At 72.7% G+C, this 26996-nt stretch carries 27 protein-coding genes; 9 read left to right on the top strand and 18 right to left on the bottom strand.

Annotated elements, in window-relative coordinates; all coding sequences use genetic code 11:
• Positions 1–4 precede the first annotated feature (4 nt).
• Complete coding sequence (locus FHS87_RS15430; protein ID WP_184520345.1) at positions 5–1681, top strand: electron transfer flavoprotein-ubiquinone oxidoreductase; 1677 nt, start codon at positions 5–7, stop codon at positions 1679–1681.
• Positions 1682–1723: 42 nt separating this feature from the next.
• Here FHS87_RS15430 and FHS87_RS15425 read toward each other — a convergent pair whose 3' ends face one another.
• The 14 genes from FHS87_RS15425 to FHS87_RS15360 all read right to left on the bottom strand — a co-directional run bounded on the left by FHS87_RS15425 (position 1724) and on the right by FHS87_RS15360 (position 16095).
• Positions 1724–2710: a Bug family tripartite tricarboxylate transporter substrate binding protein gene (locus FHS87_RS15425; protein ID WP_184520253.1), complete on the bottom strand. Its 987-nt coding sequence runs from the start codon at positions 2708–2710 to the stop codon at positions 1724–1726.
• The gene (locus FHS87_RS15420) at positions 2707–3234 is read right to left on the bottom strand and encodes a GAF domain-containing protein (RefSeq protein ID WP_221299969.1); all 528 of its coding nucleotides are present in this window, start codon (positions 3232–3234) and stop codon (positions 2707–2709) included. Before FHS87_RS15420 ends, FHS87_RS15425 begins: the two co-directional genes overlap by 4 nt.
• Before the next feature lie 158 nt (positions 3235–3392).
• Positions 3393–4079 (bottom strand): SDR family NAD(P)-dependent oxidoreductase, encoded by a 687-nt coding sequence (locus tag FHS87_RS15415; protein WP_184520251.1) that lies wholly within the window; start codon positions 4077–4079, stop codon positions 3393–3395.
• Entirely contained in the window at positions 4076–5056 is a 981-nt protein-coding gene (locus FHS87_RS15410) for a Bug family tripartite tricarboxylate transporter substrate binding protein (RefSeq protein ID WP_184520249.1), read from the bottom strand. The genes FHS87_RS15415 and FHS87_RS15410 overlap by 4 nt, the downstream gene beginning before the upstream one ends.
• A gap of 53 nt (positions 5057–5109) precedes the next feature.
• Positions 5110–6000: a dihydrodipicolinate synthase family protein gene (locus tag FHS87_RS15405; protein ID WP_184520247.1), complete on the bottom strand. Its 891-nt coding sequence runs from the start codon at positions 5998–6000 to the stop codon at positions 5110–5112.
• On the bottom strand, positions 5997–7199 hold the full coding sequence (locus FHS87_RS15400; RefSeq protein WP_184520245.1) for a sialidase family protein: 1203 nt from the start codon (positions 7197–7199) through the stop codon (positions 5997–5999). The genes FHS87_RS15405 and FHS87_RS15400 overlap by 4 nt, the downstream gene beginning before the upstream one ends.
• On the bottom strand, positions 7199–8329 hold the full coding sequence (locus FHS87_RS15395) for an iron-containing alcohol dehydrogenase (RefSeq protein ID WP_184520243.1): 1131 nt from the start codon (positions 8327–8329) through the stop codon (positions 7199–7201). The genes FHS87_RS15400 and FHS87_RS15395 overlap by 1 nt, the downstream gene beginning before the upstream one ends.
• Positions 8330–8341: 12 nt before the next feature.
• Positions 8342–9199, bottom strand: coding sequence for an IclR family transcriptional regulator (locus tag FHS87_RS24495; RefSeq protein ID WP_312862011.1), 858 nt, complete (start codon positions 9197–9199; stop codon positions 8342–8344).
• A gap of 159 nt (positions 9200–9358) precedes the next feature.
• A complete protein-coding gene (eutC, locus tag FHS87_RS15385) occupies positions 9359–10114 on the bottom strand; it encodes an ethanolamine ammonia-lyase subunit EutC (protein ID WP_184520241.1) in 756 nt (251 codons plus the stop codon).
• On the bottom strand, positions 10107–11504 hold the full coding sequence (locus tag FHS87_RS15380; RefSeq protein WP_184520239.1) for an ethanolamine ammonia-lyase subunit EutB: 1398 nt from the start codon (positions 11502–11504) through the stop codon (positions 10107–10109). The genes eutC and FHS87_RS15380 overlap by 8 nt, the downstream gene beginning before the upstream one ends.
• 70 nt (positions 11505–11574) lie before the next feature.
• The gene (locus tag FHS87_RS15375; RefSeq protein WP_184520237.1) at positions 11575–13086 is read right to left on the bottom strand and encodes a protein adenylyltransferase SelO; all 1512 of its coding nucleotides are present in this window, start codon (positions 13084–13086) and stop codon (positions 11575–11577) included.
• A 69-nt stretch (positions 13087–13155) separates the two neighbouring features.
• Positions 13156–13533, bottom strand: coding sequence for a winged helix-turn-helix domain-containing protein (locus FHS87_RS15370; RefSeq protein WP_221299965.1), 378 nt, complete (start codon positions 13531–13533; stop codon positions 13156–13158).
• Between the two features lie 79 nt (positions 13534–13612).
• Positions 13613–14602, bottom strand: coding sequence for a Bug family tripartite tricarboxylate transporter substrate binding protein (locus FHS87_RS15365; RefSeq protein ID WP_184520235.1), 990 nt, complete (start codon positions 14600–14602; stop codon positions 13613–13615).
• Positions 14603–14637: 35 nt separating this feature from the next.
• Complete coding sequence (locus tag FHS87_RS15360) at positions 14638–16095, bottom strand: FAD-binding oxidoreductase (protein ID WP_246418441.1); 1458 nt, start codon at positions 16093–16095, stop codon at positions 14638–14640.
• Between the two features lie 341 nt (positions 16096–16436).
• On the opposite strand from FHS87_RS15360, the gene FHS87_RS15355 reads away from it, so the two are divergent.
• From FHS87_RS15355 to FHS87_RS15340, 4 genes are read left to right on the top strand one after another with little or no spacing between them, the layout of a single operon-like run.
• Entirely contained in the window at positions 16437–17408 is a 972-nt protein-coding gene (locus FHS87_RS15355; protein ID WP_184520233.1) for a 2-keto-3-deoxygluconate permease, read from the top strand.
• Between the two features lie 13 nt (positions 17409–17421).
• A complete protein-coding gene (locus FHS87_RS15350; protein WP_184520231.1) occupies positions 17422–18690 on the top strand; it encodes a four-carbon acid sugar kinase family protein in 1269 nt (422 codons plus the stop codon).
• Positions 18687–19718: a 4-hydroxythreonine-4-phosphate dehydrogenase PdxA gene (pdxA, locus tag FHS87_RS15345; RefSeq protein ID WP_184520227.1), complete on the top strand. Its 1032-nt coding sequence runs from the start codon at positions 18687–18689 to the stop codon at positions 19716–19718. The genes FHS87_RS15350 and pdxA overlap by 4 nt, the downstream gene beginning before the upstream one ends.
• A 57-nt stretch (positions 19719–19775) precedes the next feature.
• Positions 19776–20525 (top strand): DeoR/GlpR family DNA-binding transcription regulator, encoded by a 750-nt coding sequence (locus FHS87_RS15340; protein WP_184520224.1) that lies wholly within the window; start codon positions 19776–19778, stop codon positions 20523–20525.
• A gap of 6 nt (positions 20526–20531) precedes the next feature.
• Here the strand turns inward: FHS87_RS15340 and FHS87_RS15335 are convergent, their stop codons facing one another.
• The 4 genes from FHS87_RS15335 to FHS87_RS15320 are packed head-to-tail and all read right to left on the bottom strand — an operon-like array spanning position 20532 to position 23116.
• Entirely contained in the window at positions 20532–21065 is a 534-nt protein-coding gene (locus tag FHS87_RS15335) for an MOSC domain-containing protein (protein ID WP_184520221.1), read from the bottom strand.
• Positions 21066–21074: 9 nt separating this feature from the next.
• On the bottom strand, positions 21075–21533 hold the full coding sequence (locus FHS87_RS15330; protein ID WP_184520218.1) for an opioid growth factor receptor-related protein: 459 nt from the start codon (positions 21531–21533) through the stop codon (positions 21075–21077).
• Between the two features lie 34 nt (positions 21534–21567).
• Positions 21568–22182 (bottom strand): DUF938 domain-containing protein, encoded by a 615-nt coding sequence (locus FHS87_RS15325; protein WP_184520215.1) that lies wholly within the window; start codon positions 22180–22182, stop codon positions 21568–21570.
• A gap of 10 nt (positions 22183–22192) precedes the next feature.
• Positions 22193–23116, bottom strand: coding sequence for a fatty acid desaturase (locus FHS87_RS15320; protein WP_184520212.1), 924 nt, complete (start codon positions 23114–23116; stop codon positions 22193–22195).
• A gap of 116 nt (positions 23117–23232) precedes the next feature.
• On the opposite strand from FHS87_RS15320, the gene FHS87_RS15315 reads away from it, so the two are divergent.
• Genes FHS87_RS15315 through FHS87_RS15300 form a run of 4 tightly spaced genes read left to right on the top strand, consistent with a single transcriptional unit; the run spans position 23233 to position 26994 of the window.
• Positions 23233–24018: an ABC transporter ATP-binding protein gene (locus tag FHS87_RS15315; protein WP_184520209.1), complete on the top strand. Its 786-nt coding sequence runs from the start codon at positions 23233–23235 to the stop codon at positions 24016–24018.
• Complete coding sequence (locus tag FHS87_RS15310) at positions 24015–24830, top strand: ABC transporter permease (RefSeq protein ID WP_184520207.1); 816 nt, start codon at positions 24015–24017, stop codon at positions 24828–24830. The genes FHS87_RS15315 and FHS87_RS15310 overlap by 4 nt, the downstream gene beginning before the upstream one ends.
• A 1-nt stretch (position 24831) precedes the next feature.
• Positions 24832–26157: a cytosine deaminase gene (locus tag FHS87_RS15305; protein WP_184520204.1), complete on the top strand. Its 1326-nt coding sequence runs from the start codon at positions 24832–24834 to the stop codon at positions 26155–26157.
• Positions 26158–26202: 45 nt separating this feature from the next.
• Complete coding sequence (locus FHS87_RS15300) at positions 26203–26994, top strand: DUF3750 domain-containing protein (RefSeq protein ID WP_184520201.1); 792 nt, start codon at positions 26203–26205, stop codon at positions 26992–26994.
• Positions 26995–26996 lie beyond the last annotated feature (2 nt).

Below are 26996 nucleotides of genomic sequence, written 5' to 3'. Positions count from 1 at the left end.
GAGCATGGAGTTCGACGTGCTGGTGGTGGGCGGCGGCCCCGCCGGCCTGGCGGCCGCGATCCGGCTGAAACAGGTTTCACCCGATGCCACCGTCTGCCTCGTCGAGAAGGGTTCGGAGATCGGCGCCCATACCCTCTCCGGCGCGGTGCTCGAGCCGCGCGCGCTCGACGAGCTGTTCCCGGACTGGCGCGATGACCCGCCGGCGCTGATGACGCCCTGCGGCGACGACCGCTTCGTGATCCTCACGGAGAAGCGAGCGATCAAGCTGCCGACGCCGCCGAGCATGGACAACCACGGTAACTACGTCGTCTCGCTCGGGAATGTCTGCCGCTGGCTCGGCGCCCGCGCCGAGGCGATGGGCATCGAGATCTATCCCGGCTTCGCCGCCTCCGACCTCGTGATCGAGGACGGGGTGGTGAAGGGCGTCGTCGCCGGGGTGATGGGCATCACCCGGGAGGGCGAGGAGGGGCCGGACTTCCAGCCCGGCATGGAGCTCCGCGCGACCTACACGGTCTTCGCCGAGGGCTGCCGGGGATCGCTGACCAAGCGCCTCTTCGAGATGTACGACCTCCGCCGCGACTGCCAGCCGCAGACCTTCGGCCTCGGCATGAAGGAGCTGTGGGAGATCCCGAAGGAGAAGCACACGCCCGGCTTCGTGTGGCACTCCACGGGCTGGCCGCTGCCCTCCGACGTGTATGGCGGCTCCTGGCTCTACATGCTCGGCGAGAACCTCGTCTCCATCGGCTTCGTGGTCGGGCTGGACTACAGGAATCCCTGGCTCTCGCCCTTCGACGAGTTCCAGCGCTTCAAGACGCATCCGGAGGTCCGCAAGATCCTGGAGGGCGGCAAGCGCATCGCCTACGGCGCGCGCGCGCTGAACGAGGGCGGCGCGCAGTCGGTGCCGCGCCTGGTCTTCCCCGGCGGCATGCTGGTGGGCGACACGGCGGGCTTCCTCAACGTGCCGAAGATCAAGGGCACCCATACCGCGATGAAGAGCGGCATGGTGGCGGCCGAGGCTATCGGCGCCGCGCTGGCGCAGGACACGCGGCCAGAGGTGCTGGAGACCTACCCCGAGGCCATCCGCAAGTCCTGGGTCTGGGACGAGCTTCACAGCGTGCGCAACATCCGCCCGGGCTTCTCGAAGTACGGCTTCTGGGGCGGCATGGCGGCGGCAGCGCTCGACACCTATGTCTTCCGCGGCAAGGCGCCCTGGACCTGGGTGCACCATGCCGACCACGAGACGCTGAAGCCGGCCGCGGGGAGCAAGCGCATCAGCTACCCCAAGCCCGACGGCGTGCTCACCTTCGACCGGCTCTCCTCCGTGTTCCTCTCGAACACGAATCACGAGGAGAACCAGCCCGCGCATCTCGTGCTGAGGGATCCCGGCCGCTGGAAGGGCGTGAACTGGGACCAGTTCCGCAGCCCCGAGAGCCGCTACTGCCCCGCCGCCGTCTACGAGGCCGTCGGGCCGGAAGCGGAGCGCGAGCTACGCGGCACGCCGGACCCCGAGGCCACCGGTGAGGGCGCATCGGTGGAAGCGGGCGATGCGGCGGTGAAGCTCGTGATCAACGCGCAGAACTGCGTGCACTGCAAGACCTGCGACATCAAGGACCCTACCCAGAACATCGACTGGCGCACGCCCGAGGGCGGTGGCGGGCCGAACTACATCGGCGGAATGTGAGCAGCGGGGCCGGCGGGATCCTCCCCGCCGGCCCCTTCCGCATCAGTCCACCGATGCGCCGGAGGCCTGGATGATCGGCGTCCAGGCGGCCAGCTCCTCGCGCACGTAGCGCTGCGCGTCGTCGAGGAAGAGGCGCCCCGGCGCGGTGGCCGTGTCCTTGTAGCGGCGGAGCAGGTCGGGCGAGGCGAGCGAGTCCCGCGCCGCCTCGGCCAGCTTCTCCACGATCGGGCGCGGCGTGCGCGCGGGCGCCGCGAGGCCGGACCAGCCATCCACGACGAGGTCGGGATAGCCCAACTCCCGGAAGGTCGGGATATCGGGGAAGTCCGGGATGCGCTCGGGCCAGGAATGCGCGAGGGGGCGCAGCGCACCGGAGCGGATGTTGCTGCTGGCGGCGGTGAGGCTGTCCACCATCAGCGGCAGCGTGCCCGACATCACGTCCGTCGCCACCTGCGCCGCGCCGCGATAGGGCGCGTGCTGCATCGAGATGCCGGCGGCGCGGCAGAAGCGCACGGCGGTGAGATGCGGCATGGAGCCGATACCGGAGGTGCCGTAGGTCAGCCCGTCCGGCCGCCGCTTCGCCTCTGTGACCAGATCCGCCACGCTGCGGATCGGCAGGTCGGGCCGGACGAGCCAGAGATAGGGCGTGCTCATCAGCATCGCGATATGCGCGAAGTCCGCGTCGGGGTCCCAGGTGACGCGCGGGCCGTAGAGCACCTTGCCCACCACCATGGCGCTGATGACGGAAAGGACGAGGGTGTAGCCGTCCGGCGCCGCGCGCGCGACCTGCCCCGTGCCGAGGGTGGCGCCCGCGCCCGGCCGGTTCTCCACCACCATGCTCTGCCCGAGGCGGCGCGACATCTCGGCCGCCACGATGCGCGCGATGATGTCCGTCGTGCCGCCCGAGCCGAAGGGCACGATGAAGCGGATCGGCCCCGCCTGCGGCCAGGGCGGCGTCTGCGCGATGGCGGGCGTGGCGAGCGCGCCGGCGAGCAGCGTGCCGGCGCCGCGGCGGGTGATCCCTGGGCTCATGGGGCGGTTTCCGTCGGGTTCCGGGTGATGTGCAGGAAGGCCGGCAGGGCGAGCGCGGCGAAGGTGAGGAGGAGCGGCGTCTGCGCCTCGTGGTAGCGGCCCGCCGCGTCCAGCAGGTTCAGCCCGCCCAGCGTCTCGCCGTTCCAACGCACGGGCACGTTCACCGCGCCCTCGCAGCCGAGGGAGAGGATCAGCTCGTGGTCGGGGAAGGCGCGGATGATATCCGCACGGTCGCGCAGGAAGCGTGGGCGGCCGGCGAGCACGACGGTCTCGTGGTACTCGCCCACCGGCTCGATCGGCTTGTGGCCGCCGGCCGGGTAAGCCTGCGGCATGTTGGTGTAGTAGCGCTGCTTCTGCCCGGCCGCGTGGTTCAGCACGAGCACGGTGAAGAGCCTGTGCCCGACCGTCGCGGCCAGGGCGTTGTCCAGCGCCCGCAACCCGGCCTCGGGCTGCCCCGGCGCCGCCATGGCGGCCGCGACATGGGCCAGGTGCGGGGCCGGATCGGTCATGGCGAGGTGTGGCATCGGGCTGAGCGCGTTCCCGGCTTGGCGGATTGTCACGGACCCGCATGAGGGAGCCGGATGAACCGGCGACACGGGAAGCTAGACCAGGGAATCGGGCCCGATCCACAGTGGCCCTCGCATGGCGCGGAACGCGGCGGGAAGACCCGGCTCGGACACCGCTAGAGCGAGCTGCCTCCGCAGATCGTGATCCCCTGCCCCGTGATGGCGCCCGCCTCCTCCGACAGCAGGAAAGCCGTGAGCGCCGCGACCTCCTCCGGCCGGATGAAGCGGCCGATCGGCGGCACGCGCGGCGGCACGCCGGCGCGCGCGGGATCGCGCAGCATCGGCGTCTCCGTGGCCGCCGGGGCCACCACGTTCACGGTGATGCCGCGCGGCGCCAGTTCCGCCGCCCAGGAACGCGCGAGAGCGAGCATCGCGGCCTTGGTCGCGGCATACTGCCCACGCCCCGCCGCGCCGGTGGCCGTGCGGCTGCCGATCAGCACGATGCGGGCACCGTCCGGCATGGCGGGCAGGAGGAGGTTCGCCAGCCGCTCCGCCGCGGAGACGTGCAGGCGCCACATCGCCTCCCCGTCGGCGGGATTCAACTCGCCCAGGCGGCCGGTGCGGAGCAGGCCGGCCGCATGCACGAGCGCGTCCGGGCGCAGGTCCTGCACGGCCGCATCCAGGCTCGCGGGATCGGAAAGGTCCGCGGCCCGGTGCGCGAAGCCCGGCTCCGCCCTGTCGGGGGCGGAGCGGCTGATGCCGGTGACGCGCCAGCCATCCCGCAGGAGCCTGTCGGCAATGGCGGCGCCGATGCCGGAGCTGACGCCGGTGACGACGGCGTGGCGGACGGGAATCTCCGTCATTCCGGCTGGTAGTTCACGAGCTTCAGCAACTCGCCGGCGCGGGTGATCTCGCTGGCGATGAAGCGCTTCGAATCCTCGATGCTCTCCGTCACCGGCTCCAGCACCTGGCTCGACATGCGCTGCACCATGGCGGGCTCGCGCATCGTCTCCTGCATCAGCGCATTGATGCGGCCGCAGATCTCGGCGGAGGTGCCCCGGGGCGCCCAGACGCCGTACCAGGACCCGAACTCGTAGCCGGGCAGGCCGGACTCCGCCATGGTCGGCACGTCGCTGGCGAGGTTCGAGCGCTCGGGCGCCGCGATGCCGAGGACGTTGATCTTCCCGTCGCCGCGCGCGGGCAGGATGGCGAAGCAGGGATCGATCAGCAGCTGCACGTTGCCGCCCATCATATCCGTCAGCGCGGGCTGCGTGCCGCGATAGGTCACCATATCCAGGTCCAGCCCCGTGCGGCGCAGGAACTCGATGGTGGCGAGATGGCCGGCGGAGCCGAGGGAGGAGATGGCGAAATTCCACTCGCGCGGCTTCGCCTTGGCCGCCGCCATCACCTCGGCGAAGGTCTTCTCCCGCTTCGTGCCGGAGGAGGCGAGAACGAGCGGCGCGCGCGCCGTGCGGGCGCAGACCTCCAGGTCCTTCTGCGGGTCGAAGTTGGCACCCTTCAGCACCAGCGGCATCACCGCCGTGTTGAAGGCGGAGGCGAGCAGCGTGTAGCCGTCCGGCGCGGCCTGCAGCACGGCATTGGTGCCGACGAGGCCCGCGCCGCCCGTGCGGTTCTCGGCCACGGCCGTCGCGCCCAGCTTCTCCGATAGGCGCTGGGCCAGCAGGCGGCCCAGCGTGTCGTTCGCGGCGCCCGGCGGCCAGGGGATGATGACGCGGATCGGCTTGCCATGCGGCCAGGCCCCCTGCGCGTGGATGGCGGGTGACGCCAGCACGCCGGCACCGGCCGCCGAGGCGGCGAGAAGAAGGTTGCGCCTGTTCATTGTCGTCCTCTCCCAAGGGGAAGGCCGGCCCTTTCCGGGCCGGCCGTTATCGTTCAGGCCGCGAGCAGCTGCGCGGACTCCTCCGCCGTCAGCGGCAGCAGGGGCGGGCGGAGCCGCGTCCAGCCCTGGTGCCCCGTCTCCTTCGCGAGCAGGGCCTTGAGCGAGGCCATCTGCGCGAACTTCGAGGCGAGGCCTCGCTTGGCCACCACGCGGGCCTGCGCCGCATCCACCTCGGCCGCCATCGCCGGATCATTGGCGTGGCGGTAGATGAAGGCGAGGTCTGCGGCCACGAGGTTCGAAGTGGCGGTGATGCAGCCCGCACCGCCCGCCCGCATCAGCGGCAGCAGCAGCGGGTCGGCGCCGGCGAGCACGGCGAAGCCGGGGAAGGTCTTCACCAGCATCTCCATGTTGGCGAAGTCGCCCGCGCTGTCCTTGATGCCGGTGAAGGTGCCGGGATAGCGCTTCAGCAGCGCCTCGATGATCGGCGCCGTGATCGGCACGGCCGACATCTGCGGGATGTGGTAGAGCACCACGCGCAGGTCGCTGCTCCCGATCCGCTCGACGATCTCGGAATAGGCGGCGATCACGCCCTCCTCGCTCGGCGCCTTGTAGTAGAAGGGCGGCAGCATCACGATGGTGTTCACACCGATCGACAGGGCGTGCTTCGTGAGCGCGACCGTCTCGGGGATGGCCACCACGCCCGTGCCGGGGAGCAGGCGGCGCGCCTCGATCCCGCTCTCCACGGCCGCTTCGAGGATCGCCTTGCGCTCATCCGCCGAGAAGGAATTCGCTTCGCCCGTGGTGCCGAGCAGCGCGACGCCGTCGCAGCCCTGGGCGATCAGGCGCTTCGCGTGCTCGACGAAGACGGGCAGGTCGGGGTTCAGCTTCTCGTCCAGCGGGGTGAGGGCGGCGGAGTAGACGCCGGTGGGATGAAGGCTGCTCATGCGGGGGCTCCGGTCCAGCTCTCGGCCACGCGGACGTATTTGATGGCCTGGCGGTAATAGGTGTAGGCGATGTGCAGCGCCCCGTCGGGGGACTGCATGATGGTGGGATAGGAGAACTCGCGGTTCACCTTGTCCCGCGAGTTGTTCGTCATGCAGTAGCCGTCGCCCGTCTCCAGGTTGCGGCGCCAGGGCCAGGTCCGGCCGCCATCGGTGGAGATGGCCAGCGTCATCGGCGCGCGGGGCACGCCCCAGAAGGTGCTGCGCTCGCCGGCCACCGGCACCGGCTCCGCGCGGTCGTCGCCCTCGTCGCCCTCGATGTCGTCATAGAGGGAGAGACGGCGCTCGGTGGCGTCCGCCGCGCTACTCTCGTTGAAGACCATGCCGATATGGCCGTTGGCCAGCCGCACGGCTTGGATGGAGGAGTTGTTGTTCGGCAACTCCGTCCTCTCGGGCGCCGTCCATGTGCGGCCGAGATCGGTGGAACGGGAGACGTAGATGTTGTCCGCCCAGCGGCTGCGATAGAAGGCGACGAGGCTCCCGTCCTTCATGTCCAGCACGGACATGTGCACGCAGCCCTCGCTGTCGGGCACCGCGTGCTCCGTCCAGGTCTTGCCCTGATCGGAGGAGATCTTCACCGCGCTGTAGTCCTTGTCCCCCACCCACTTCTTCCCAGGGGTGGTGAGGCAGACCCAGATGGGCAGCAGCCAGTCGCCGTTCTCCAGCACCACCATCGGCTGACGCATGAAGGTGCCGCCATCCTCGCGCGGGCCGAACAGCGTCTCGATCGCGCCCCATGCGCGGCCGTGGTCGGCGGACTTGCGGCAGCGGACGATGGCCGTGTCCTGGTTGCCGCTGATCTGCGCGGTCCAGATGAGCCAGAGCGTGCCGTCCGGCGCGGGGAAGAGCAGCGGGTTCTGCTCGGAGCGCGTCGGATCGTCGGAGAGCTGCTCCGGCGCCGTCCACCGGTCGCTTCCCCTGGCGAGCCGGGAGAACTGCACGGAGATGTCCGGCACGCCCTCCTGCGTTCCCCCGAACCAGACGCAGGCGATGTCGCCGTTCGGCAGATAGGTGAGGTTCGCCGCGTGGCTCTGCACGGTGCCGTGCGGGATGAAGGTCTCGATCCGCGCGGCATCGCCGGGATGCGCGACGAGCACGCCGTTGCCGCTGAAATCGGGCGGGGGGCTGACGGCGGTGGACATCAGAAGGCCGCCTCATACATGGCCAGGATCTCGTCCCGGCTGAGGTCGCGGGGGTTGTTGTCCAGCAGGCGGCGGATGGCATGCGCCTCCGTCGCCATGGTGCCGAGGTTGTCGCGCGGCACGTTGAGACGAGAGAGGCGCATTTCCACGCCTAGCCGCTCGCAGAAGGCATGGGCGCCTTCCAGCACGGTCTTCGGATCCTGGGAGGCGGGCAGGCCCAGCGCTTCCAGCACCAGCGCCGTCTTCTCCGGCACCGCGGGCGCGTTGTGGGCGAGGGTGTGCGGGAAGATGAGCGCGCAGGCCAGGCCGTGCGGGATGTGGTGCCGCGTGCCGAGCGGATAGGCCACCGCATGGCCCGCCGTGGTGTTCACCGGCCCCAGGCAGAAGCCGCCATACATGGAGGCGAGCGCGAGCCCCGCCCGCGCCTCCTTGTCCGAGCCGTCCTTCACGGCGCGCGGCAAGAAGCGGCCGACGAGGCGGATGCCCTCCAGGGCGTAGAGGTCGATGATCGGGTGCGACTTCCTGCTGGTGAAGGCTTCCGCGCAATGCGCCATGGCGTCCACGCCCGTCGCGGCGGTCACGGCCGGCGGCACGGTCATGGTCAGGTCGGGATCGACCACGGCGAGGTCCGCGAGCATGTGGCGGCTCTGCACGGCGAGCTTGTTCTGGGTGGCGGGATCGGTGACGAGGGAGCGCGTCCCGCCCTCGCTGCCCGTGCCGGCCGTGGTGGGAACCTGGATCAGCGCGGCGCCGCGGCCGCGCACCTTCTCCGGCCCGACGACGTCATGCAGCGTCTGCCCGCTGCCCGGCAGCACGGCGACGAGCTTGGCGAGGTCCATGGCGCTGCCACCGCCATAGCCGATGACGAGGTCCGGCCTCATCGCCTCGGCGACGGCCAGCACCTTCTCCAGGTTCGGCAGGTCGGGCTCGGGCTTCACCTCGCCGAAGACCGTGACCTCGCCGGGCAGGCCGAGCAGGTCCACGCGCGCCGCGTTGAAGGCATCGGCCACGACGAGGATGCGCCTGAGGCCGCGCTCCTCCACCCAGGGGCGGATGGCGGAGAGGGTGCCGGAGCCGAACTCGATGCGCGGCGGGCGAAGAAGCTCGATGGGGCTGTGGATGTCGGGCACTGCGTCGGTTCCTTATCCGGCCCGCCGCACGCCGATGGCGCCGAGGGAGAGGCGCACGCCCTCCGTCAGCTCATCGGTGAGGCGGCGAAGATGGGGGAGGGCGGTTTCCACGAAGGCGTCGATCGGCTGCCGCCCCGCCGAGATGGTGAGACTGACACCGGCCAGGGGCAGCCCGTCGGCGCCCATCACGGGCGCGGCCACGGTGCGGAGGCCGTAGGCGTTCTCGCCGTCCGAGACGGCGTAGCCCCGGGCGCGCACCGCATCCAGCCGGCCGAGCAGGGCGTCGAGATCCGTCACGGTGCGCTCGGAGAGCATGATGCGCTCCACGCTCTCCAGATGCTCCACCTGCCGCTCGCGCGGGAGGAAGGCGAGGATGGCGTGGCCCAGGGCGGTGGCGTAGGCGCCCACCCGCGTGCCGGGCCGGCGCACCACGCCGCTGCGGTCCAGCCCGTGTTGCACGCGCTGGAGATAAATAACCTCCCCGCCTTCCACCACGCCGAGGGAGCCGGCATCGGCCACGCCGGGCACGAGTTCCCGCAGCAGCGGCCCGGCATGGCCCGGCAGGTCATTGGCCGAGAGCGCCGCGAAGCCGATCTCCAGGCAGCGCAGGGTCAGGCGGAAGCGGCGCGTGCCGGGCACGGCGCGGAGATAGCCGAGGGAGACGAGGGTATGGATCAGCCGGAAGGCGGTGCCGCGGTCCAGCCCGGCGCGGGCGGCGACCTCGGAGACGGTCAGTTCCGGCAATTCCGGGCCGAAGGCGCGAAGCACGGCGAAGACCTTCGCCGCGGAATGGACGAGGTTCTTCGGATTGGCCGAGTGAGACGCCGAAGCCTCCGCACCCTCCCCGTCCCCGCGCACCGCTTCCTCCACCCCGCATCCGTTGATCGGTATGCGAACATATGTTGTGACAGGGACAAGGTATCAGCAGTCCCCCCTCCCCGGTCAAGGCACAACATGCCGGGCAGCCCCTTCCTGAGGCCGCGCGGCGCCGGGAGGGGACTTCCTGATGAGCGGCGGGCTGGTGCGGAACTAGGGCCCGGGCGGCGGGGCCGGCGCGGCGAGGGCCGCGGGATCGGTATCGTCCTTCAGCCCCGTGCCGGTCAGCTTGCGCGTGAGCGCCTCCCGCATGAGCCAGGCGAGCTTGGCCGCGGCCGGCTCGGGGCTCAGCCCGCCGACCGCGTGGATGTTGGAGATGCAGTTGCGCTCGGAATCCCGCCGCCCCGGGCGCGGGTCGAAGGTGAGATAGATGCCGAGGCTGTCCGGCACGCTCAGCCCCGGCCGCTCCCCGATCAGCACGGCCACGAGCCGGGCGCCGAGCCGCGCCCCGATCTCGTCGCCCAACGCCACCCGCCCCTCGGTCGCAATCACGGCCGGGGCGACGCGCCATCCCGGCAGGCGCGCGAGGCAGGCATGGAGGACTGGCGCCGCGTGTCGCTGAACGGCCGTGGCGGAGAGGCCGTCCGCCAGCACGAAGGCGACGTCGAAGGGGCCGGCCGGCGGCTCCTCCATCTCCTGCAGCCGGCGGCCGAGATCGGGGCGGCGGAGATAGGTTCCGCGATCGGGCGCCATGCTGCGTGCGCGCAGCACGGGATGCGGGTGCAGCGCCGCTTCCAGCGCCGCCACGTCGAGCGGCGCGTGCACGGCGTCGCGGGCCAGGGCATGGGCCATCTGGAAGCCCAACACCTCCCGCAGCGGCAGCGCATCGCCCGCGCCGCCAAGGCCGATCCGGGCGCGGGTCGCGGCGCGCAGCCGCGCCCAGGGGTCCAGCGTGGGCGCCTCAGCCACCGCCGGCCTCCCGGGCAAGGGAGAGCAGGCGGGAGGCGGCCAGCTCCGGCGGGCGGATGGCCCCGTCGGGCCGTGCAATGCCCATGCGCTCCAGCCACGCCTCGAATTCCGGCGCGGGGCGCAGGCCGAGCACCGTGCGCAGGGCGAGCACGTCGTGGAAGGAAAGGCTCTGGTAGTTCAGCATGATGTCGTCCGCGCCGGGCACGCAGATGAGGAAGTGCACGCCCGCGACGGCGAGAAGGGTCATCAGCCCGTCCATGTCGTCGCCATCGGCCTCGGCATGGTTGGTGTAGCAGACATCCACCCCCATCGGCAGGCCGAGCAGCTTGCCGCAGAAATGGTCCTCCAGCCCCGCGCGGATGATCTGCTTGCCGTCGTACAGGTATTCGGGGCCGATGAAGCCGACCACCGTGTTCACCAGCAGCGGGCGGAAGGCGCGGCAGACGGCGTAGGCGCGCGCCTCCAGCGTCTGCTGGTCCACGCCGTGATGCGCCTCGGCCGAGAGGGCGCTGCCCTGTCCCGTCTCGAAATACATCACCTCGCCCGAGGGTCCGCCGCGCCCGAGGGAGAGCGCCGCGTCATGCGCCTCGCGCAGGATGGAGAGGTCCACGCCGAAGCCGCGATTGGCGCCCTCCGTGCCGGCGACGGACTGGAAGACGAGATCGACGGGCGCGCCGCGCCGCATGATCTCGATCGCGTTCGTCACATGCGTCAGCACGCAGGTCTGGGTGGGGATGGCGTAGCGCTCGCGCAGCCCGTCCAGCATCTCCAGCAGGGCCATTGCGTTGGGCACGCTGTCGCTCGCCGGGTTCACGCCGATCACCGCGTCGCCCGAGCCGTTCAGCAGCCCGTCCAGCGTGGAGGCCGCGATGCCTCGAGGATCGTCGGTCGGATGGTTCGGCTGCAGCCGCGTGGCCAGCCGCCCCTCCAGCCCGAGCGTGGAGCGGAAGGAGGTGACGACGCGGCGCTTGCGCGCGACCGCGATGAGGTCCTGGTTCCGCATGAGCTTGGAGACGGCGGCCACCATCTCCGGCGTGAGGCCGGGGGAGAGCGCGGCCAGGGCCGCGGCATCGGCCTCGTGGGAGAGCAGCCAGTCGCGCAGCCCACCGACCGTCAGATGCGCGACGGGCGCGAAGGCGGCAGCGTCATGCGTGTCGAGGATGAGGCGCGTGACCTCGTCCGCCTCGTAGGGGATGACGGTTTCCGACAGGAAGGCGCGGAGCGGCAGGTCCGCGAGGGCAAAGCGGGCCGCCACGCGCTCCGCATCACTCCCCGCCGCGATCCCGGCCAGTTCGTCGCCGGACCGGCGCGGCGAGGCGGCGGCGAGGAGATGGGGCAGGCCATCGAAAACATGGCGCTGCCCGCCGGCGTCAGCGCTCCAGCTTCCCATCGGGGCTCCGCCTCGTGGTGGAAGGGGGTGCCAGCCTTCCAGCCCCGGCGCGGCAGGGCAAGCCGCCCGTTCAGGTGCCGCAGAAGGTCATGTAGGGGCTCTCCGGCGGTGCGGGCGGCTCGTCCGCGCCGGGCTGGTTCTCATAGGGGCGCGAGAGGCTGTCGAGCAGCGCCTCGAAGGGGCCGAGATCGTCCCCCCGCGCGGCGGCCAGCGCCGCCTCGACGAGGTGGTTGCGCGGGATCACGGCGGGGTTCACGGCGCGCATGGCCGCGGCGCGGGCGGCGGGGTCACCGCCCTCCTCGGCCAGCCGCGCGCGCCAGCCCGTGGCCCAGGCGTCATAACCCGCGGGATCGGCGAAGAGGGCCCGCACGGCGGCATCGCCCTCCGGGTCCTCGGCGGCGCGGCAGAGGCGGCGGAAGGTGAGGGTGAAATCGGCCCCGTTCTCCGCCATGACCTTCAGCAGCTCCCCGGCGAGGGCCGCGTCGCCCGCGCGCTCGCCCGGCAGGCCGATCTTCGCGCGCAGCCCGCCGAGATAGGCGGCCTCGAAGGCGGGGGCGAAGCCGGCTAGCGCCTCGTTGGCGGAGGCGAGGGCCGCCTCCTCCGTCTCCGCGAGCAGGGGCAGCACGGCCTCGGCCAGCCGGGCGAGGTTCCACTGCATGATCCGGGGCTGGTTGCCATAGGCGTAGCGGCCGAACTGGTCGATGGAGCTGAACACCGTCGCGGGGTCGTAGGCGTCCATGAAGGCGCAGGGGCCGTAATCGATCGTCTCGCCGGAGATCGAGGTGTTGTCGGTGTTCATCACGCCGTGGATGAAGCCGATGCCCATCCAGCGCGCGACGAGCGCGGCCTGTCGCGCCACCACCCCGTCCAGCAGCGCACGATAGGGGTTCGGCGCCCCGGCCGCCTCGGGATAGTGCCGGGCGATGGTATGGTCGGCGAGGATCCGCAGCCCCTCCCCGTCCTCCCGTGCGGCGAAATAGGCAAAGGTGCCGACGCGGATATGGCTGGAGGCCACGCGGGTGAGCACCGCGCCGGCCAGGGGCGTCTCGCGCAGCACCGTCTCGCCCGTGGCAACCGCGGCGAGCGCGCGGGTGGTCGGCACGCCGAGGGCCGCCATGGCCTCGCTGACCAGGTACTCGCGCAGCACCGGCCCCAGCGCCGCGCGCCCGTCGCCCCCGCGGGAGAAGGGGGTGCGGCCGGAACCCTTGAGCTGCACGTCGAAGCGCTTGCCATCCGGGGCCACGACCTCGCCCAGCAGGATGGCGCGGCCGTCGCCGAGGCGGGGCACGAAATTGCCGAACTGGTGGCCGGCATAGACGGTGGCGACGGGCTCCGACCCCTCGGCCACGCGGTTGCCGGCGAGGATCTCCACCCCCTCCGGCGAGGCGAGCGCGGCGGGGTCGAGGCCCAGCCGCTCCGCCAGGGCCGTGTTCAGCTTCAGCAGGCGCGGCGCCGCCACGGGCGTCGGGTCCAGCCGGGCGCGGAACCGGTCTGGCAGGCGGGCATAGCTGTTGTCGAAGGGGAAGCGGATCGCTCCTCCCTCGCGGGCTGCCTCGACCGTGTCGTCGTGCGAAATGCTCATGATCCCCGGCAGATCGCGCCCCGGGGGGGCCGAAACAAGGCCCGTCCCGGATCGCATCGGCGCGAGGGCTCAGCCGCCGCGCCGGGCCAGCGCCGCCAGGCGCTCCGCCGCCCCGGCATTCGCCTCGGCCTCGATCCCGCGATAGGTCCGCACCACCGCCTCGCCGAGCGCCGTCAACCGCGCCCCGCCGCCGCCCGCGCCGCCGGCGGCCGTCTCGGCCACGGGGGCGCCGAGGCCGGTGTTCAGGGCCTCCACCAGCTCCCAGGCGCGGCGGTAGGACATGCCCAGCGCCCGCCCGGCGGCGGAGATCGAGCCGGCGCGGCCGATCTCCTCCAGCAGCCGCACCTTGCCCGGGCCGATCCGCAGGCCTTCCCCGAGATCGAGGCGGATGCTCAGCCGGGGGCCGCCCTCGCCGGGCATGCGGGAGGCGCGCTTCGCGGGGGCCATGGCGGGAAGGGGAACATGGGCCGGCCCCGGCGGCAACCGGGACCGGCCGCGGGGCTCAGCTCCCCGTCGCGGAGGAAGCCTAGTCCGCCGAGGCGCCGGACCTCTCGATCGTCTCGCGCCACATCGGCCGCTCCCTCGCGGCGCGGGCGGCGGCGTCGGCCGCCGTGGTCCAGATCGGCTTGGCGCCGACGCGGGCGAAGCGCTCGCGCTGGGAGGCGTCATCCACCGTCGCCTTCAGCGCGGCGTTCAGCTTCTCCACCACGGAGTCGGGCGTGCTGGCCGGGGCCACGAAGCCGCCCCAGACGGTGACGACGAAGTCGTTGATCCCGCCCTCGGCCATGGTCGGCACCCCCGGCAGGGTCGGCCAGCGCTCGGCGCTCGTCACGGCCAGCGCGCGGATCTGCCCGGCCTCGACCAGCGCCTGGTAGGAGGCGACACCGTCGATCGCGAAGTCGATGTCGCCGCTCAGCAGCGCCGGCTGGATCTGCGCCGCGCCGCGATAGGGCACGTGCACCGCCTCGATGCCCAGGCGGCTGAACAGCATGGCGGAGGAGAGATGCGTCGTCGTGCCCACGCCGGTGGAGCCGTAGGTGATGCCGCCGCGCTTGCCCTTTGCCCAGGCGATGAACTCAGGCAGCGTCTTCGCCTGCACCTTGCCCGGCGCGACGACGGCGATGTTGGGGAACTCCCAGGCCAGCGCGATCGGGCGGAGGTCCTTCTCGATGTCGTAGGGAACGGACTTGTAGAGGTACTGGTTGATCGAGAAGTTGCTGACCGTGCCGGCGCCGATGACGTAGCCGTCCCCCGCCGCCTTCGCCACGGCGTCGATGCCGATGTTGCCGCTCGCGCCCGGGCGGTTCTCGATCACCACCGGCTGGCCCAGGGTCTGGCTCATGTGGTCGGCATAGACGCGCGCGATCACGTCCGTCGCGCCGCCCGGCGGATAGGGCACGATCAGGCGCACGGGGCGCGTCGGCCAGGCGCCCTGCGCCCGTGCCGAGGAGGGGGCGATGGTGGGCAGGGCGAGCGCCGAGCCGAGCGCGGTCCCGAGAAGCGTGCGGCGGTTCATCAGGCGGTTCTCTCTCAGAAGAAAGGGCGGGCCGTTCAGGCCTCGGGGGGAAGGACCTTGCCGGGATTCATCAGCCCGGCGGGATCGAGCAGCGCCTTGATGCGCCGCATCAGCGCGATCTCGGCGGGGTTCGTCACGCGGCCGAGCCGCGCGCGGTTGCTGAGGCCGATGCCGTGCTCGGCGCTGATCACCCCGCCCAGCGCGGCGGTCTCGTCGTCCACCACCGAGTTGATGCGCAGCGCGACGGGGGCCGCCATGGCCGCGTCGGGGAAGCATGCGGCGTCGAGGATGGCGAGGACGTGGATGTTGCCGTCGCCGATATGCCCGTGCATCACCACGCGCGCGTCGGGCACCTCCTCCAGGATGCGGCGCTCGACGTTGCGGGCGAAGAGCGCCTGGTTCTCCAGCGGCACGACGCTGTCGTGGCTGACCACGTAGCCCGCGCGCTTGCTGCCCTCGGAGACGGAGTGGCGGATCTTCCACAGCGCCTCGGCCTGGGCCCCGCTCTCGGCGATCACCGCGTCCACCACTAGTCCTTCCTCGAAGGCGGCGCCCAGCACCTCCTCCAGCGGCGCGCGGAGATCGGTGCCGGCGAGCGTGTCGGTCAGCTCGATCAGCAGGTACCAGGGCGCGTCCAGCGCGAAGGGGATGGAGACGTCCGGCACGTGCTCGGCGATCACCTCGATCTGCCCGCGCGACATCGCCTCCAGGCTCGCGAGGCGGTCGCCCACCGTGCCGCGCAGGCGCCCCATCAGCTCCAGCGCCGCCTCGATCTCGGGCAGCGCCACCATGGCCAGGGCCGAGGCGCGGGGCCGGGGGAAGAGCTTGAGGGAGGCGGCGGTGACGATGCCGAGCGTGCCCTCGGCCCCGATGAAGAGCTGCTTCAGGTCGTAGCCCGATGAGTTCTTGCGCAGCGCGTGGAGGCGGTCCAGCACCGTGCCGTCGGGCAGCACCACCTCCAGCCCGAGCACCAGCTCGCGCGTGTTGCCGTAGCGCAGCACGGCGGTGCCGCCGGCATTGGTGGCGATGTTGCCGCCGATCTGGCAGCTCCCCTCCGCGCCGAGGGAGAGGGGGAAGAGCCGGTCCACCCCGGCCGCGGCCTCCTGGATCGTCTGGAGGATGCAGCCGGCCTCCACCGTGATGGAGTTGGCCAGCGCCGAGACGGAGCGGATGCGGTTCAGCCGATCCAGCCGCAGCACGACGCTGCGCCCGTCGGCGCCGGGGGTCGCCGCGCCGCACATGCCGGTGTTGCCGCCCTGCGGCACGATCGCCACGCCATGGCGGGCGCAGAGCCGCACGACCTCGGCGACCTCGGCGGTGCTGGCCGGCTTCACCACGGCCGCGGCCCTGCCGCGGTAGCGGCCGCGCCAGTCCACCACATAGGGCTCGTGGTCGTCATCGGCGGGGATCACGTGCTGGCGGCCGGTAATGGCGGCCAGCTCGTCCACCAGGGAGGCGTCCTCGGCGAGGGAGAGGCTCATGACGTGGTTCATCCCCGTCCTGCGGGCAGGAAGGGCCGGGCTGCGGTTTCCAGGCCTTCCTCCCCTGTTCGGCAGCGCGCGAGCCGCCCGGGCAGTCATATACATGACCAGATTGCTCCGGGCTATTGCGCGAAGCGCGCAGAAATGTCGAGGGGCAAGGCTCAACGCCGCCCACACGAGGTCGCGACGGGGGTTAAAATACTTCCCCTCCTCGCCAAGCTGCCCGAAGCCACCGAATAATGCGCGTTTCGCGCAAAATTTCGTTGACTTCATGCCCGCCGGCGCAGAAGCAGCGCGGGCATTCCACAGCCCCGCCGGGCGATCAGCCCGGTCCCCCTGGGGAGGAGACCCTGATGCAGATCCCGATCAAGCGCGCCATCGAGAGAGTGCCCGGCGGCATGATGGTCGTCCCCCTCGCCCTTGGCGCCATCATCGCCACCCTCTTCCCGACCACGCCGAAGTTCTTCGGCTCCTTCACCGGCGCGCTCTTCACCGGCGCCCTTCCCATCCTCGCCGTGTTCTACGTCTGCATGGGCGCGAGTATCGACTTCAAGGCGACCCCCTACATCCTGAAGAAGGGCGGCACGCTGCTCGCCACGAAGGTCGGCATCGCCGCCCTGCTCGGCATCGTCGTCGGCCAGTTCCTGGGAGAGGCCCCGGTGGCCGCCGGCATCTTCGCCGGCCTCTCCACCCTCGCCATCGTCGCCGCCATGAACGACACCAACGGCGGCCTCTACATGGCGCTGATGGGCCAGTACGGCGAGCCGCGCGACGTCGGCGCCTACACGGTGATGACGCTCGAGTCCGGCCCCTTCCTCACCATGGTCACCCTCGGCGTGGCCGGGCTCTCCGCCTTCGACTGGCCGGTCCTGGTCGGCGCCATCCTGCCGCTCCTCGTCGGCATGATCATCGGCAACCTGGACCGCGAGATGCGCGACTTCCTCAGCCGCGCCATCCCGGTGATGATCCCCTTCTTCGCCTTCGCCCTCGGCGCGGGGCTGGACCTGACGAAGGTGTGGCAGGCGGGGCTGCTCGGGCTCGGCCTCGGCGTCGCGGTGGTCGTGATCACCGGCCTCGCCCTCTTCCTGGCGGACCGCGCGATCGGCGGCTCGGGTGTCGCGGGCGTCGCGGCGGCTTCCACCGCCGGCAATGCGGCGGCGGTGCCCGCCATCGTCGCGGCCAACAACCCCGCCTATGCGGAGGCCGCCCCGGCCGCCACCATCCTCGTCTCGGCCTGCGTCATCGTCACCGCCATTCTCGTCCCGCCCGTGACGGCCTGGGTCGCGCGCCGCGTCGGCCCCGCGCGCCTGAACACCACGGCCTGAGGGCGGGGACGGCATGACGCGCAACTGGCTCATCCTCGCCGACGACCTGACCGGTGCCGCCGATTGCGGCATCGCCTTCGCCCGCCGCGGGCTGGAGGCCTCGGTCGGCTGGCACGGGGCGGAGGCGGCCTCCGCCACCGAGGTGCTGGCCATCGACGCCGACAGCCGCCGCCTCTCCCCGGAGGGGGCCGGTGCCCGCCATGCCGCCCTGCTGCGTGCCCGGCACGCGCCGGGGATGGGGTTGATCAAGAAGATCGACTCCACCCTGCGCGGCCAGCCCGCCGCCGAGCTGGCCGCCACCCTCGGCGCGCTCCGCGAATCCGGCCGCCCGGCGCTGGCCATCCTCGCCCCGGCCTTTCCCGCCACCGGCCGCACCACCGAGGGCGGCCGGGTGCACATGAACGGCGCCCCGCTCGAGACCACCCCCCTCTGGGCGCGCGACCACACCTATGAGAGCGCGCTGCTGACCGAGGTGCTGGCCTCGGTCGGCCTCTCCGCCCGCCTCATCCCGCTCGAGCTGGTGCGCGGGGGCGAAATCCCGCTCGCCCACGCCCTGCGCTCGGCGCTGGATGAGGGGCTGGACGCCGTGGTCTGCGACGCCGCCGCCCCGGGCGATCTCGAAGCCCTCGCCCGCGCCAGCCTGCCCCTCTCCGAGAGCGTCCTCTGGGTCGGCTCCGGCGGGATCGCCGCCGCCCTCGCCGCCGCCCTGCCGGAGAGCGGCGCGGTCGCCGCGCCCGCGCCCACCGCCCTCCGCGGCGGCGTGCTGATCGTGGTCGGCAGCATCGCCGAGGCTTCCCGCGCCGCCGCCGCTCATCTGGCGGCCGAGGATGCCGCCGAACTCATCGAGGTGCCGGTGGACCTGCTCCGCGCCGGCCCGGCGGACCCGCGCTGGGCCCCGCTCGCGAACCGCATCGCGGGGAGCCTCGCCTCGGGCCGCGACACGCTGGTGCCGGTGACCGACGCCTCGGTGGCCGACCTCTCCGGGGGCGCCGCCCTGGCCGTGGCGCTGGCGGAACTGCTCGCCCCCGCAGGCGCCCGCATGGGCGGCCTCTTTGCCACGGGCGGCGAGACGGCCTGCGCCCTGCTCAGCCATCTCGGCGTGCACGGGATCCGCCTGCTGGAGGAGGTCGAGCCCGGCGTGCCGCTCGGCATCACCCAGGGGGCGATCGAGGTGCCGGTGATGACCAAGGCCGGCGCCTTCGGCAACGAAGAGACCATCCTCCGCAGCCTCGAGCGGCTGCACCACCTGACACAGGACCTCACAGGGGAAAGCGCGAGATGAGCCAGAACGCTACTGCGTCCCACGGGCGCCCCATCGTCGCCATCACCATGGGCGACGCCTCCGGCATCGGGCCGGAAATCATCATGAAGGCCCTGGCGCGCGAGGACGTCTACGCGATGTGCCGCCCCTTCGTGGTCGGCGACGCCACCCGCCTGCGCGAGGCCGACGCCATCGTGAAGACCGGCCTCCGGGTCAACGCCATCCAGGCCCCCGCCGAGGCCCGCTACGAGCGCGGCACGGTGGACTGCATCGACCTCGGCATCATCCCCGCCGGCCATCCCTTCGGCCAGCTCTCCCCGCTCTCGGGCGAGGGCGCCTTCCGCTACATCGAGCGCGCGACGCGGCTGGTGGAGGCCGGCGAGGCGGATGCCATCTGCACCGCCCCGCTGAGCAAGGAGGCGCTGCACGCCGCCGGCCACAAGTATCCCGGCCACACCGAGATGCTGGCCTACCTCACCGGCACGCCGGAGGTGTCCATGATGCTGGTGGCGCCGAAGCTGCGCGTCATCCACGTCACCACCCATATCGGCCTGATGGACGCCATCCGGAAGATCGAGCCGGGCCTCGTCTTCCGCGTGATCGAGCGCGGCCGCGCGACGCTGGTGAAGGCCGGCATCGCCGAGCCCCGCATCGGCGTCTGCGCCATCAACCCGCATGCTGGCGAGAACGGCCTCTTCGGCCAGGGCGAGGAGGAGGAGAAGATCATCCCCGCCATCGAGAAGTGTCAGGCCAATGGCTGGGCCGTGCAGGGCCCGCTGCCCGCCGACACCCTCTTCTTCCGCGCCGGCCGCGGCGATTTCGACCTCGTGGTGGCCATGTATCACGACCAGGGCCACGGCCCGGTGAAGGTGATGGGCCTCGAGGCCGGGGTGAACATCACCATCGGCCTGCCCGTGGTCCGCACCTCGGTCGACCACGGCACCGCCTTCGACATCGCGGGCAAGGGCATCGCCGACGAGGGCTCGCTCGTCGAGGCACTGAAGCAGGCGGTGGACCTCGCGCCCAAGCGCAGCCTGGCCGCGGCCTGACGGAACCGGGCGGCGCATCCACCGGACGTGCCGCCCCTCCCCCTTCCGGGCTCCCCGATGAAACGACGCCGCAGCCGCCACGACGAGATGCTCGCCGCGATCGCGGGCGGCGAGGCGGATGTGGACGCGCTGGCCGCGCGCTTCGGCGTCTCCGCCTCCACCATCCGCCGCGACCTCAACGCGCTCTCCGCCCGGCGGGCCATCGCGCGCACCTATGGCGGCGCCATCCTCGCCCCGGCGCATGAGACGAGCCTGCACGCGCGCACGGCCCAGCACCGCGCCGCCAAGGCCGCGATCGCCCATGCCGCCCTCGGCCTGGTCGGCGAGGGAGAGACGGTGATCCTCGACGGCGGCTCGACAGTGGAGGCCTTCGGGCGGCTCCTCGCCGGGCGGTCGCTGCGCGTGGTGACGACGAACCTTCCCCTCATCCCCGTCCTCGCCGGCGCGCCGGGGATGGAGCTGGTGGTGCTCGGCGGGACGGTGCGGCCGATCAGCGTGAGCACGGTCGGGCCCATGGCGGAGGCGGCGCTGCGCGGGGTGACCGCCGCGCGCGTCTTCATGGGGGCGGACGGCGTGGTGCCCGGCCGCGGCGTCTGCGAGGCGACGATGGAGCAGGTGGCGCTGAAGTCGCTGATGATGCGCCAGGCGCGGGAGGTGGTGGTGCTGGCCGATGCCTCGAAGCTCGGGCGGGAGGAGCAGCCTTTCTGGGCCGACCTGCCCCCCGGCTGGACCCTCGTGACCGACGCGCCCGAGGCCGCCTGCGCCCCCTTCGCGGCCGAGGGCGCGCGGGTGATCCGGGCGGGCTGAGCGCACCTACCCCTCCCCTCCGAGCAGCCGCTCCACCGGGTTTCCGAGGCGGATCACCCCGCCCGACAGCACCCGCGCCGTGATCCCGCCATGGCCGCGCACGGCGTTGTAGCCGCCGGGCCCGAGTTCCTCGTCCATGCGGGAGCAGGGCGCGCACTCGCCCGACCATTCGAGCAGCGCCCCACCCAGGCGGAAGCGCCGTCCGTGCAAGGCGGCGAGGTTGATCCCGGTGGTGACAATGTTCCGCCGCAGCCGCTCCGGCAGGATCTCCTCCCGCGAGAGGTAGCCCGCGATGGCATGGAGCGCCTCGCGCGAGATCAGCGTGACCTGCCGCGCCCCGTTGCGCGTGCTGGAGAACCGGTCCCCCTGCAAGCCCTGGCCGGGCTCGGCCAGCGCCTCCTCCACCGCCCGCATCGGCGCGCGGCGGGCGGGGCGCAGCCCGATCCAGGCCACGTGGCCGGGCGCGATCGGACCGTCGATGAGCCTCGCCAGCATGGAGCCCGGTGCCGGGGCGCGGGGCCGGCGCTCATCCACGGGCATGGCGCGCCCTCATCCCCCCAGGGCCCGCGCCCAGTAGCGGAGGCTGTCCGCGTTCACCGGCCCGCCCGCCTCCCGGTTGCGCGCGGCCACCGCCGCGTGGAACGCCTCCGCCTCCTCCCTCCCCAGCAGGTCCCGCAGGGCGGCGATGATCCGGGTGATGCGGAGGTGGTTGTGGTCGAAGGGAACGAGCCAGCCATCCGTCTCCACATAGAAGCGCGCCATGCGGGCCGCCGCGGCGCGCAGGCCCTCCAGCGCCCGCGGGTCGGCGCGGATGGCGGCGGCCTCCTCCTCGCCTAGCACGGGGGAGCCGGGGACGGCGCGGCTCCCCTCCCGCGACGGGAAGAGCCACTGGATGAAGTCGTGCACGCCCTCGATCCCGTCGTCATCGAAGGCCAGCACGTCGGAGAGGCGGCGGCCGCGCCCGTCCCGGCCCTCGCCGCGGAGGAAGTCGTGGAGGCGGTGGTCCATGGGGCGGGGTCTCCGGCTGGTTCCGGGAAACGCCTCAGCCCGCCCCGCGATGCCCCGCCCGGAAGGCGAGGAGAAGGTTGTTGGCCGGCATCTCCGTCACTTCGGGCGGGCCGAAGCCCTCCCTTCCCGCGGCCTCCGCCACGGCTTCCAGCGCCCGCACGCCCCAGGCGGGGTTGCGGCGGCGGAGGTCGTCGTCGAAGGCGGCGTTGCTCGGCGCGGTGTGCCGCCCCCCGCGCCGGTAGGGACCGTAGAGGACGAGCGGCCCGCCCGGCGGCAGCAGCGCGGCCGTCCCGCGGAACAGGCCCAGCGCCGCTTCCCAGGGGGCGATGTGGATCATGTTGATGCAGAGCACGGCATCCGCCGCCCCGACCGGCCAGCCCCCGGCCGAGGCATCGAGGGCGATGGCGGGCCGGACGTTCGGCATGCCCGCCGCCCAGGCGTCGATGCTCGCGCGCAGATCCGGGTCCGGGTCGCTCGGCTGGAAGACGAGTTCCGGCAGGGCGGCGGCGAAATGGGCGGCGTGCTCGCCCGTGCCGCTGGCGATCTCCAGCACCAGCCCCCGGCGCGGCAGGATCTCCCGCAACGCCGCGAGGATGGGCTCGCGGTTGCGGGCGGCGGCGGGCGCCTGGCGCCTGGGGTCCTCGCTCATCCTCCCGGGATTAGCGCGGCCCGGCCCCTCCCGGCGAGGCCTTCCGCAGTTCCCGGATGTGGTCCCGGTGCCAGCGCACATAGCCCGGCCCGACCTGCCCCAGCCGGTCCCGCAGCAGGGCATGGGCATCGCGCAGCCGATGGAAGGGGATGAAGGGGTAGAGGTGATGCTCCGCATGGAAGGGCATCTCCCACATCAGCAGCCGCACGGGCGCGACGGTGAGCATGGTTCGGGTGTTCGTCAGCCCGTTCGCGTCCTCCGTGCAGCCCGTGTGCTCGGTGAGGAGATAGAGGCGCAGCAAGGGCTGCCCGAGAAGCTGCGGCCCCGCCCAGAAGAGGAGCACCGCCCCCCAGCCGAGGCCCAGCCCCGCCGCCAGGACGAGCAGCACCGTCAGCGCGGAGCCCGCCCGGATGCTGCGGATCACGCGCGGCGCCGCCGCGGGATGGATGAAGGAATAGGCGGAGAGGTCGCCCCGCCAGCCCCGCGCCCAGACGTTGAGCTGCGCGCGCCAGTAGGTCACCCCCGCCACCCGGGCGAGAAGGGCGGGCAGGTCGCCCGGCGGCGGCGGGGAGAGCTCGGGGTCGTGCTCGGGGTCCTGGGTGTGGCGGTGATGGGCAAGGTGGAAGGCCTGGTAGAAGTGCCAGTTCCGCAGCGCCGTCAGCGCCACGAGCCAGCCGATCACGGCATTCGCCCGGCGCGAGCGGAAGGCGGTGTAGTGGCAGGTCTCGTGCAGCGGGGCGAAGAGCGCCGCCTGCACCGCCCCCGCCAGCACCATCGCGGGGAGCACCAGCACCCCCGGCGCGACAGCGGTGAGCCAGCCCGTGCCGAGAAGCAGGGCGAGGTGGATCGCCGCCCGCGCCGCGCCGCGCGCATCGGACCGGGTGCCGAGATGCATCATCTCCCGCGGCCGCGGGGCCGCCAGCGTCGTGCTCATCCCCTTCTCCTTCTGGCATTGCCGCCGGACGGGGCAAGCAAGCGCCGCGCCGCGGGCGGCATGGGCAAGCCCGGGAGCCTGTGCGAAGGGAGAGGATCCGCCGGGAGATCCCCTCGATGCCCCCGACCGCCCTCGCAGCCAGCACGCCAGAGACGGCCGCCCCGCCCCTGGTGGGCCTGCGCGGCGTCTCCAAGCGCTACGCGAACGGCACGCTCGCCGTGCAGGGGCTGGATCTGGAGATCGGCGCCGGGAGCTTCGTCAGCCTTCTCGGCCCCTCCGGCTGCGGCAAGAGCACGGTGCTGCGCATGATCGCGGGCCTCACCCCTCCCTCCGCCGGGCGGATCGACTGGCCTCGCGGCACGCCGCGCCTGGGCTTCGTCTTCCAGGAGCCGACGCTGATGCCCTGGCAGCGGGCGCTGGACAACGTCGCCCTGCCGTTGAAGCTGGCCCGCATGGCGAGGGCGGAGCGCCACGCCCGCGCGCGGCGGATGCTGGAGCTGGTGGGGCTGGCCGATTTCGCGGGCAGCTACCCCCGCGAGCTGTCGGGCGGCATGCGGATGCGCGTCTCCATCGCCCGCGCCCTGGTGACGGAGCCGGAGCTGCTGCTGCTGGACGAGCCCTTCGCCGCGCTGGACGAGATCACGCGCTTCCGCCTGAACAACGACCTCCTGCGCCTCTGGGGGGAGCGGCGCTTCACCGCCGTCTTCGTCACGCATTCCGTCTTCGAATCCGTCTATCTCTCGCAGCGCGTGGCGGTGATGGCCGCCCATCCCGGCCGGCTGCACGCGGAGCTTCCGGTCGAGGCGCCGGGCGCGCGGGACGAGGCCTTCCGCACCTCGCCCGACTACGCCGCGCTCTGCCGCACCGTCTCGACCGCGCTGGAGGGGGCGATGGCGGCATGAGGGAGGGGGCGCGCATCCTCGGCCTGCCGCTCGCCGCTTGGCCGCGCATCCTGGCGCCGCTGCTGATGGCCACCCTCCTCCTCGGCGGGTGGGAGATCGCCGTGCGGCATCTTGGCCTGCCGCCCTATGTCCTGCCGGGGCCGGTCGCGATCGGCGGTGCGCTGGCGGCGGACCTGCCCACCCTCGCCTCCGCCCTCGCCGTCACGCTGCGGGTCACGGCGCTAGCGCTGGTCGCGGCGGTGACCACGGGGGTCGGGCTCTCCCTCCTGTTCAGCGGGTCGCGGCTGATGGAGATGACCTTCCTGCCGCTGGCCGTGATGCTGCAGGTGACGCCGATCGTGGCCATCGCGCCGCTCATCATCATCTGGGTGGACAATGTCCAGGCGGCGCTGCTGATCTGCGCCTGGATCGTCGCCTTCTTCCCCATCCTGTCCAACACCACCGCGGGGCTGAACGGCACGGACCGCAACCTGGCGGACCTGTTCCGCCTCTACGGCGCGAGCCGCTGGCAGACGCTGTGGCAGCTCCGCCTGCCCTGGGCCATGCCCTTCTTCCTCGCGGGGCTCAGGATCTCGGGCGGGCTGTCGCTCATCGGGGCCGTCGTGGCGGAGTTCGTGGCGGGGGCGGGCGGCACGGGCTCCGGCCTCGCCTACCGCATCCTGGAGGCGGGATACCAGTTGCAGATCCCGCGCATGTTCGCGGCGCTCGCCCTCATCTCCCTCGCGGGGGTGGTGATCTTTCTCGCCCTCTCGCTCGTTTCCCACCTCGCCCTGCGCCGCTGGCACGAGAGCGCGGTGGGGAAGGAGCACTGAGATGGCCGGTTTCCCGCCGATCCCCGCGGGGGGCACGATACTCCTCCACCGCGCCTCCGTCCCCGCCGCGCTGCTGGAGGGCGACCACGGCCCGGCGGATGCGGACGGGCTGGCCCTGATGGAGATCGGCATCGCCGGGGGCCGCATCGCCCATCTCCGCCCCGCCGCCGCCATGCCGCCGGACGGCGCGGTGGACCTGGACGGCGGGCAGGTCTGGCCCCTTCCGGTCGAGCCCCACGCGCATCTGGACAAGGGCCACATCCTGCCCCGCGCGCCGAACCCCGACGGGAGCTTCGGCTCCGCCATCGCCGCCGTCGCGGAGGACCGGAGGGCCAACTGGACCGCAGAGGACATCCGCCGCCGCTTCAGCTTCGCCCTGCGCTGCGCCGAGGCATACGGCACCGCCGGCATCCGCACCCATCTGGACAGCGACGGCGCCCAGGCCGCCGTCACCTGGCCCGTCTTCGCGGAGTTGCGCGAGGCTTGGCGCGGGCGCGTCGCGCTCCAGGGCGTCGCCCTGATCAGCATCGACGGCTACGCCACGCCGGAGGGCGAGGCGCTGGCCGCGCGCGTGGCCGAGGCGGGCGGGCTGCTCGGCGGCATCAGCAACTTCCCCGGCGCCACGCCCGAGGCGCTGGAAGCGGCGCTCGACGCGCTGTTCCGCCTCGCCGACCGCCACGGCCTCGATATCGACCTCCATGTGGACGAGAGCGTGGACCCCTCCGCCGCGACCCTCGGCCCGGTGGCGCGGGCCGCCATCCGGCACCGTTTCCACGGCCGCGTCACCTGCGGCCATTGCTGCAGCCTCTCCGTGCAGGAGCCGGGGACCGTGGACCGCGTGATGGACCTCGTAGCCGAGGCGGGGATCACCGTCGTCTCCCTCCCCGTGGTGAACGGCTACCTGCAGGACCGCGCGCCCGGCCGCACGCCCCGCCTGCGCGGCGTCACGCCTCTGCACGAGCTGCGCGCGCGCGGCATCCCCGTGCTGCTCGGCGGCGACAACTGCCGCGATCCCTTCCACGCCTATGGCGACCACGACATGATCGAGGTCTTCACCGATGCCGTGCGGATCGGCCATCTCGACAAGCCCTTCGGGGACTGGCCCGCCGCCGTCACCGCCGGTCCCGCGGCGCTGTTGGGGATGGCGGATCACGGCCGCATCCGCCCCGGCGCACCGGCGGACCTTCTGCTGTTCCGAGCGCGGCGGATGGACGAGCTGCTCGCGCGCCGCCGCGGGGAGCGGATCGTGCTGCGCGGCGGAGAGCCGGCCCCGACGGAACTGCCAGATCACCGGGAGCTGGACGACCTCTTCCCGCGCGGGGGCTGAGGGCCGGTTGCGCATCGCCGGGTGGCGACAAACATACCGGGCGACATGACGATCCTGAAGACCGGGCTCCTCCTCTTCGCCCTGTTCTACCTCCTCCCCCTCGGCATCTCCGCCGCCATCTACCAGACCCGCCTCTCCGGCACGGACTGGTGGAGCGCCGACCGGTCCAGCGCCGGGCTGCTCCCGCCCGCCCGCAGCCCCGGCGCGGTGGTGCGCGTCTTCGCCGCCCCCACCGTGCGATGGCGCGGCATCTTCGCCGTCCATTGCTGGATCGTCTTCAAGCCGGAGGGCGAGGCGCGCTACACGCGCTACGACTACACCGCCTGGGGCGATCCCATCCGCATGAACGGCTTCGAGCCGGATGGCCGCTGGTTCGGCAGCACGCCGGAAGTGGTCTTCGCGGCCGATGGCGCCGAGGCGGAGGCGCTGATCCCGCGGATGCGCGCGGCCATCGCGGGCTATGCGTGGCGCAACCAGGGCGACTACCGCGCCTGGCCCGGGCCGAATTCCAACACCTTCGTCGCCGCCGTGCTGGATTCCATCCCCGGCATCGGCGTCACCCTGCCGCCCAACGCGATTGGCAAGGATTATCCCTATGACGGCCGCTGGCTCCGCCCCACCGCCTCCGGCACGGGGCTGCGCCTCTCCCTCGGCGGCCTTGCCGGCCTCTCCCTCGGCTGGGTGGAGGGGCTGGAGGTGAACATCCTCGGCGCCGTCGCGGGGATCGACATCCGCCGCCCCGCGATCAAGCTGCCCGGCCTCGGGCGGATCGGGATGCGCGGGCCGGACGGCTCGGGCGTGCCCACGCCCGTCGCCACCACCGCCGGGACGGATTAGGG

The organism is Muricoccus pecuniae (assembly GCF_014199205.1).
Lineage (GTDB): Bacteria > Pseudomonadota > Alphaproteobacteria > Acetobacterales > Acetobacteraceae > Roseomonas > Roseomonas pecuniae.
Note: the sequence above shows the minus strand (reverse complement) of the source record. Positions and strands in the feature narration are given on the sequence as shown.